This is a genomic window from Rahnella sp. P4_A8 (assembly GCF_056402435.1).
Genome location: NZ_JBFUHK010000102.1, coordinates 1 through 7000 on the forward strand (window position 1 = coordinate 1; position 7000 = coordinate 7000).

Consider the following 7000-nt stretch of genomic DNA (forward strand, 5'->3'; position numbering starts at 1 on the left):
GCGTAATGCCGGTCACTTAAGGAAATGAGGCCCGTGAATTTGGGCCTTCGATGAAGAAAAATAGCGCTATAAGCCTGATTCCTTCATTATCCTTTGAAGCACAAAAATGAATTTGTATTCATAAAAATGCTTAAGTGACCGGCATTACGCTTCGGCGTGCCTTTTCAATAGTKAAAACGGGATCAGAGATCAGACTCTTTTGGTTCCCATTTACAGAAATCTTCATTGGCGACCAGCAACAGTTCGTTGCCTTGCGGAGCCGTCAGCCAGGCTAAGCCCAGATTATCATTACTTCGGCTGGCCCGTTTCGCCAGCCAGACCTGTGAACGGACAGTCAGTGCCGGCGTCACCTGCTCACCTGCGCAGGTCGTTATTAACCCTTTGCGCCAGCGTGCCTGGACCAGCCTGACATTCCCTGCCCGCAGCGCATTGCTCAGATCGAGGATTTTTGACGCTTCATATTTATAGCGTTCGATTTCGTCTGACGATAACTTCTCGCGGCGCTCAGGGAGTTGTCGCTGCATAAAGCTAACGTTGCCACCCTCGTCAAAACGCAGCATGACACCCAAATCAGTTTTAGTCGCATGGGTTTCTTTAATCAGGTGCAATTGCCCCTGCTGGAATTCGTATCGGGTAATAATTGTATCGCCGCCGTAATAGGGGCTATAGACGTTGAGAATGGTTTGAGGCTCGTGCTGTGCGCTGTCTTCGCGCCAGAGCCGGTTGATACCTTGATCAGCGACATAGCCGCTGGCAAAGAATAACTCAGGGCCTTTTTTAGAACTGCAACCCACCAGACCGAGCACCAGTAAACCTGCTACCAGTCCGGGGGGGATAAACTGAAGGGCCTTAAAGGCCCCCCCGCTTATTCTTTTCACTGCAAGCAATTACTTAACAGCGTCTTTCAGAGCTTTACCAGAAACGAACGCAGGCACGTTTGCAGCTGCGATTTTGATTTCTTTACCAGTCTGTGGGTTACGACCAGTACGCTCGTTACGATGATTTACCTTGAAAGTCCCGAAACCAACTAATTGTACAGCATCACCTTCTTTCAGAGACTCGGTAATAGCAGACAGGGTAGATTCAAGAGCAACTTTGGCCTGTGCTTTGGAAAGATCAGCTTTGTCCGCAATTACATCAATCAGTTGAGTCTTGTTCATAAGTTATCCTTTACAGTGTGTTTATCGTTTGCAAAGCATCAAGTGCGACGGATATGCCGATTGACAGCACCCTCCTGCATACACGCACCGATAGCCACTTTTTTTACGCCCCCCAAATGTAGACCAGACAGGGTGCGGATGTGAAGCCTTAAGGCACGACAAATCAGGCGTTAAATCACGTTTTCTTGCCTTATTGCGCTAAATTTATGCCAATGTTACTGACAGCAGCTTCACGCAGGTCAGAACGTAACCCTTTTATTAATTCCAGGTCACGCTCCTCACAGTCAGCCAACAGGCGAAAAATCTCCCATTGGATGTCCCATTCTTCTTCAACGGCAGGAATGACTTTGAGTTCTTCATCGGTCATTTCTTTCCCGGCCTGAGTCATTTCCAGCATCGCGACAGTACGAATTGACGTCTCACTGACGGCAACCGCGTGAGACAGCGTTTCGCCACTCAGACGCGAATGAATCAGTTCGCCTAATGCAATACACGCATCAATGGCCGGATAAACCCCATAGATGTCGTAATCATCAGAAGAAGGCACCGCTTCCTCCAGTTTTTCGAGCTGTGAGTCAAAATTGACCTTGGCGTCTTTTACCACCAGCGTTTCCCAAATTAAATCCAGGATGCGGCGGTAAAGCTGTGGTTCGCCAAACCCGGTTTCCAGGCAAAATGCCTGATAGTTCGGATACATGCGTTCACACAAGCTCGCCATAAACGTCACGTGTTGCCAGCTTTCCAGCTTTTCGAGACGTAAATGAATTGGATTACGTAACATGAGTTGATCTCGTTAACTTTTCTGCGCGGGAGTTTACCTGAAATAAATCAATATCCCTATTCCTTGATTCCTAAAGATCATCACTCAACCGTTGCCAGCGTTGAAACGCCGCCCGGTTTGATGCCACAGCATCCGCCCAACGGGTAGGCTCCGGCAGACGATATTGCCTTATGCACTGTTCGACCCAATAAAACGATGAATCCATGCTGATACGATTACCGGGTGAGATGAATAATGGATTACAGCGTAGCTTGCTGCGCCACACCCAGCCAATCTGTTCATCCCCTTCGTACAGCGCCTGGCGGCTGTGTAGTTCATCGCCTAATGGCAGGAACTGACCGCATAGACGACTTTTCGCCACACCAATCGTCGGCACGTCGATCATCAGACCAAAGTGACTGGCAACGCCGAGACGGCGCGGATGCGCGATCCCTTGCCCGTCGACAAAAACCAAATCAGGCTGCAATGAGAGTTGCTGCCAGGCTTGCAGCAGTGCGGGAAGTTCGCGGAAGGAAAGGAAACCGGGAATGTATGGCATAACAGTGGGAATGCGGGCAATCTGATATTCCACAAGTTCCAGCGTTGGGTAGCGTAAAACAGCCACCGCCGCACGTGTCACCTCACCGCCCTGTTCGAAACCGACATCCACTCCCGCGATCAACGCGGGAGTGGTAAATCCTGGCGGATCCTGCAGTTCGATCTGATCTGCGAGGATCCGTTGTTCTTCACGTAAAGCACGGGTATCGATCATACCGGGATTTCACTCGTGATATTGCCGGGACAGGCTATGCACCGCTTCCACAAAGGCACCCGCATTTTCCGGCGGGACATCCTGATGAATGCCGTGGCCCAGATTGAACACATGACCATTGCCTTTGCCGAAACCGGCCAGAATGGTCTCCACTTCCTGTTCTATACGCACTGGCGAGGCATACAACATTGAAGGATCCATGTTGCCCTGAATCGCGACTTTGTCACCCACACGACGGCGTGCATCGGCAATATCGGTGGTCCAGTCCAGACCCAGCGCATCGCACCCCGTTGCGGCCATCGCTTCCAGCCACTGACCACCGCCTTTGGTAAACAGAGTCACCGGCACACGACGTCCTTCGTTTTCACGGATCAGACCATCAACAATTTTGTGCATATAGTTCAGGGAGAATTCGCGGTAATCGCGAGGAGTCAACACGCCGCCCCAGGTGTCAAAAATCATCACAGACTGGGCGCCAGCTTTGATCTGTGCATTAAGGTAAAGAATGACGCTGTCTGCCACTTTATCGAGTAACAGATGCATAGTCGCCGGATCGGCGTACATCATCTTTTTGATTTTGGTGAAGGCTTTACTGCTGCCCCCTTCTACCATATACGTCGCCAGCGTCCACGGGCTGCCGGAGAAACCGATAAGCGGCACTTCACCTTGCAGGTTTTTACGGATGGTACGCACGGCATTCATGACATACCCGAGTTCCATTTCAGGATCCGGAACCGGCAGTTTTTCGACATCGGCACGATTCGTCAGTGGTGAAGAAAAACGCGGGCCTTCACCGGCTTCAAAATAGAGCCCCAGCCCCATCGCATCAGGAATGGTCAGGATGTCAGAGAACAGGATCGCCGCATCCAGCGGATAGCGACGAAGCGGCTGCAAAGTCACTTCACAGGCCAGCTCGGCATTCTTGCACAGCGACATAAAATCACCGGCTTCAGCGCGGGTTGCTTTGTACTCCGGCAAATAACGACCAGCCTGACGCATCATCCAGACCGGTGTAATGTCCACTGGCTGACGTAACAAAGCACGCAGGTAACGGTCGTTTTTCAACTCATTCATTCTTGCTCTTTCCTTCAGTATTCGGGCCGCCCGACAATCATCTGACAGCATTCTATCACGTAAAATCGCCTCTACTCTTCGTGTTCGGCACGACAAAGGGCAACGGTGTCTTCAATCAGGCGGCGCGCAATCGTCCCGGGCGGTGGCAACTGCGGCAATGCATCAAAGCGATACCAATTCGCGTTAAGCAACTCTTTCGGGTCATGCTGTATGTCGCCACTGTCGTAATCCGCCATAAATGCCATCATCAGCGAATTGGGGAACGGCCAGGGCTGGGAACTGATGTAACGGACATTTTTCACCCGGATGTTACTTTCTTCCATCACTTCACGTGCCACAGTTTCTTCCAGCGTTTCTCCGACTTCCACGAAACCCGCCAGAACCGTGTGAATACCATTACGATGGCGGACATGCTGCGCAAGCAAAATCTCATCCCCCTTACGGATAGCCACAATGATGCAGGGCGCAATCTGCGGATAATAGCGTTCGCGACAGTGCCCGCAGAGTGCAGCCCACTCGGTTTTGCTGACGTGCATTTCATGTCCGCAGTAACCACAAAACTTGTGAGAACGGTAAAATTCTGACAACTGCACACCACGCCCGACCAACTGGAATAATCCGCGATCCTGATCCAGCAACTGACGGGCGGAAACCATATGGTTTGGCATCGTCTGACGAACCAGCCAGACAGGTTCGCCCTGCCATTCGCCGATCTGCCGCGCTGTTTTACCGGTCAGAGAAAATTGTGCGGCGCTGCCAAACGGCAGTTCACCCTCAGGCAGCCATAGCTTGCCTTCCTGGCTGATGATCCACCAACCGTTGTGTTGCTCAGTAATCTGTAATTCCATAATTGTTGTTGCATAACCTCGTCGGGACTGACAATCTGAGTAAGATATTTACATATTAGTAACTTTTGGTTACTTTTTTTGTCGCTCACGGAGTCAACCATGCTAAATCGTCTGGAAAGACTGACCCAACGCGTTGGTGGCAGTAATGAGTTAGTGGATCAATGGCTGCACGCACGCAAAGAACTGCTGGTTTCGTACTGCACTTTTGTCGGTCTGAAACCCAATAAAGAAAAACATACACCTTTGAATGAAAAGGCGCTGGACAGTTTTTGCCATCATCTGGTCGACTATCTTTCTGCCGGGCATTTTCATCTCTATCCACGCATCATTGAAGAAGTCGATGGCGCAGGCAGCCCGAAAAAAGTACAGGCGGCAAAAATCTACCCTGCTCTGGAGCTGAATACTGAAGCTATCATGGCTTTCCATGACAGTTACACAGAAACTGATATTGACGATGATAATGCTTTCGCGTTTCACTATGCATTATCGGATATCGGTGAGGCATTAGATGCCCGTTTTCAACTGGAAGATCAATTAATTATCATGGCTTTTGAGCCAGCCCCGGAGAGTGTGCCACCTTCGGAAAATGAACCTGATCTCGCCAGACCGGCTTAACACGTTGCCACAATAAAACCCTGCTCAGGGTTATGGTTTTACTTGTAGTTTAAAAAAACGCCTCCTATATTGAGGCTTCTTGTCGGAGTGCCTAGCGCATAATTTTCTGTTGAGAATTACGCCAGGCTGAGACCGTTAATTCGGGATCCGCGGAACCTGATCGGGTTAGTACCCGCGAAGGGAACAAGAGTAATGTTATGCGTTCAGCGCAATCAGGCATCTGCCTGCATAAGGCCGCCCGTGCTGCACCGCCCATTTTTACTCCTGCCGTAAACCTCCTGACAAGCAATTTTCCATCACGTTTTTTTGCGAGGAATTTGCTATGTCGAGTACCCAAAAACCCGTTATTTCTGAAAAGAAACCGTCAAATCGCCGTGAACAACGCGCGCAGGCACAATCGTTTATCGACAGCTTGCAGGGCGAAGCTTTCCCCAACTCCCGGCGTATTTATCTTGAAGCTGACCGCGAAGATATCCGCGTGCCGATGCGTGAAATCCAGCTCAGCCCGACGCTGGTCGGCGGCGGCAAAGACAATCCGCAGTTCGAAGAAAACGAAGCAATTCCTGTTTACGACACCGCCGGACCTTACGGTGATCCGGCGGCAGTTATCGACGTGCATACCGGTCTGGGAAAATTACGCGCCCGCTGGATAAACGAGCGTGCGGACACGCAGGAACTTTCACAGGTCAGTTCCGGTTTTACTCAGCAGCGGCTGGCGGATGACGGGCTGGACCACCTCCGCTTCGAACACCTGCCGCGCCCGCGCAAAGCCATTGCGGGTAAAAATGTCACGCAACTGCATTACGCCCGCAAAGGCATCATCACACCTGAGATGGAATTTATCGCCATTCGCGAAAATATGGGGCGTGAACGGATCCGCGGCGAGGTTCTGCGCCAGCAACATCCCGGCGAAAGCTTTGGCGCGCATCTGCCCGCCAGTATCACTGCAGAGTTTGTGCGACAGGAAGTGGCTGCCGGGCGCGCGATTATTCCCGCCAACATTAACCACCCTGAATCAGAGCCGATGATCATCGGGCGTAATTTCCTGGTGAAAGTGAACGCTAATATCGGCAACTCGGCGGTGACATCTTCCATCGAAGAAGAAGTGGAGAAACTGGTGTGGTCGACACGCTGGGGCGCGGACACCGTAATGGATCTCTCCACCGGACGTTATATACATGAAACCCGTGAATGGATCCTGCGTAACAGTCCGGTACCGATCGGCACCGTGCCGATTTATCAGGCCCTGGAAAAAGTGAACGGTGTGGCCGAAGATCTGAACTGGGAAATATTCCGCGATACATTGCTTGAACAGGCCGAGCAAGGCGTCGATTACTTCACCATTCACGCCGGTGTGTTGCTGCGTTATGTGCCGATGACCGCCAAACGCCTGACCGGGATCGTGTCGCGCGGTGGTTCGATCATGGCGAAATGGTGTCTGTCACATCATCGCGAAAGCTTCCTGTTTGAGCATTTCCGCGAGATCTGTGAAATCTGCGCCGACTATGATGTCTCGCTTTCATTGGGCGACGGCCTGCGTCCGGGTTCGATTCAGGATGCCAATGACGAAGCGCAATTCGCCGAATTACGCACACTGGGCGAACTGACCAAAATTGCCTGGGAATACGATGTTCAGGTGATGATCGAAGGTCCGGGACATGTGCCGATGCAGATGATCCGCCGCAACATGACCGAAGAACTCGAGCAGTGTCACGAAGCCCCGTTCTATACCCTCGGTCCGCTGACTACCGATATCGCGCCGGGTTACGAT

General features: G+C 51.4%; 8 protein-coding genes and 1 riboswitch. Of the genes, 2 read left to right on the forward strand and 6 right to left on the reverse strand.

The genetic code is table 11. The features are described 5' to 3' along the window. Window positions 1-182: 182 nt before the first annotated feature. The 6 genes from AC1DUO_RS22720 to nudC form a co-directional block, all read right to left on the reverse strand. On the reverse strand, window positions 183-836 hold the full coding sequence (locus tag AC1DUO_RS22720; RefSeq protein WP_187514653.1) for a DUF1481 domain-containing protein: 654 nt from the start codon (window positions 834-836) through the stop codon (window positions 183-185). Window positions 837-887: 51 nt separating this feature from the next. Continuing rightward, the gene (gene hupA, locus AC1DUO_RS22725; RefSeq protein ID WP_013577396.1) at window positions 888-1160 is read right to left on the reverse strand and encodes a nucleoid-associated protein HU-alpha; all 273 of its coding nucleotides are present in this window, start codon (window positions 1158-1160) and stop codon (window positions 888-890) included. A gap of 190 nt (window positions 1161-1350) precedes the next feature. Then, complete coding sequence (locus AC1DUO_RS22730; RefSeq protein ID WP_013577397.1) at window positions 1351-1941, reverse strand: YjaG family protein; 591 nt, start codon at window positions 1939-1941, stop codon at window positions 1351-1353. A gap of 70 nt (window positions 1942-2011) precedes the next feature. Beyond that, window positions 2012-2692 (reverse strand): deoxyribonuclease V, encoded by a 681-nt coding sequence (gene nfi, locus AC1DUO_RS22735; RefSeq protein WP_037035724.1) that lies wholly within the window; start codon window positions 2690-2692, stop codon window positions 2012-2014. 9 nt (window positions 2693-2701) lie between these two features. Next, a complete protein-coding gene (gene hemE, locus AC1DUO_RS22740) occupies window positions 2702-3766 on the reverse strand; it encodes a uroporphyrinogen decarboxylase (RefSeq protein WP_013577399.1) in 1065 nt (354 codons plus the stop codon). A gap of 71 nt (window positions 3767-3837) precedes the next feature. Next, window positions 3838-4614 (reverse strand): NAD(+) diphosphatase, encoded by a 777-nt coding sequence (gene nudC / locus AC1DUO_RS22745; RefSeq protein ID WP_013577400.1) that lies wholly within the window; start codon window positions 4612-4614, stop codon window positions 3838-3840. 99 nt (window positions 4615-4713) lie between these two features. On the opposite strand from nudC, the gene AC1DUO_RS22750 reads away from it, so the two are divergent. Beyond that, window positions 4714-5229: an Rsd/AlgQ family anti-sigma factor gene (locus tag AC1DUO_RS22750; protein ID WP_013577401.1), complete on the forward strand. Its 516-nt coding sequence runs from the start codon at window positions 4714-4716 to the stop codon at window positions 5227-5229. A gap of 73 nt (window positions 5230-5302) precedes the next feature. Beyond that, window positions 5303-5429: riboswitch (TPP riboswitch) on the forward strand. Window positions 5430-5551: 122 nt separating this feature from the next. Then, a partial coding sequence (thiC, locus tag AC1DUO_RS22755; RefSeq protein WP_477988866.1) for a phosphomethylpyrimidine synthase ThiC occupies window positions 5552-7000 on the forward strand: 1449 nt, incomplete at its 3' end.

Excerpts from the sequence above, each read along its gene's own strand:
- hupA (WP_013577396.1), bottom strand. The coding sequence starts at position 1,160 with ATGAACAAGACTCAACTGATTGATGTAATTGCGGACAAAGCTGATCTT.
- nudC (WP_013577400.1), bottom strand. The coding sequence starts at position 4,614 with ATGGAATTACAGATTACTGAGCAACACAACGGTTGGTGGATCATCAGC.
- nfi (WP_037035724.1), bottom strand. The coding sequence starts at position 2,692 with ATGATCGATACCCGTGCTTTACGTGAAGAACAACGGATCCTCGCAGAT.
- hemE (WP_013577399.1), bottom strand. The coding sequence starts at position 3,766 with ATGAATGAGTTGAAAAACGACCGTTACCTGCGTGCTTTGTTACGTCAG.
- AC1DUO_RS22750 (WP_013577401.1), top strand. The coding sequence starts at position 4,714 with ATGCTAAATCGTCTGGAAAGACTGACCCAACGCGTTGGTGGCAGTAAT.
- AC1DUO_RS22730 (WP_013577397.1), bottom strand. The coding sequence starts at position 1,941 with ATGTTACGTAATCCAATTCATTTACGTCTCGAAAAGCTGGAAAGCTGG.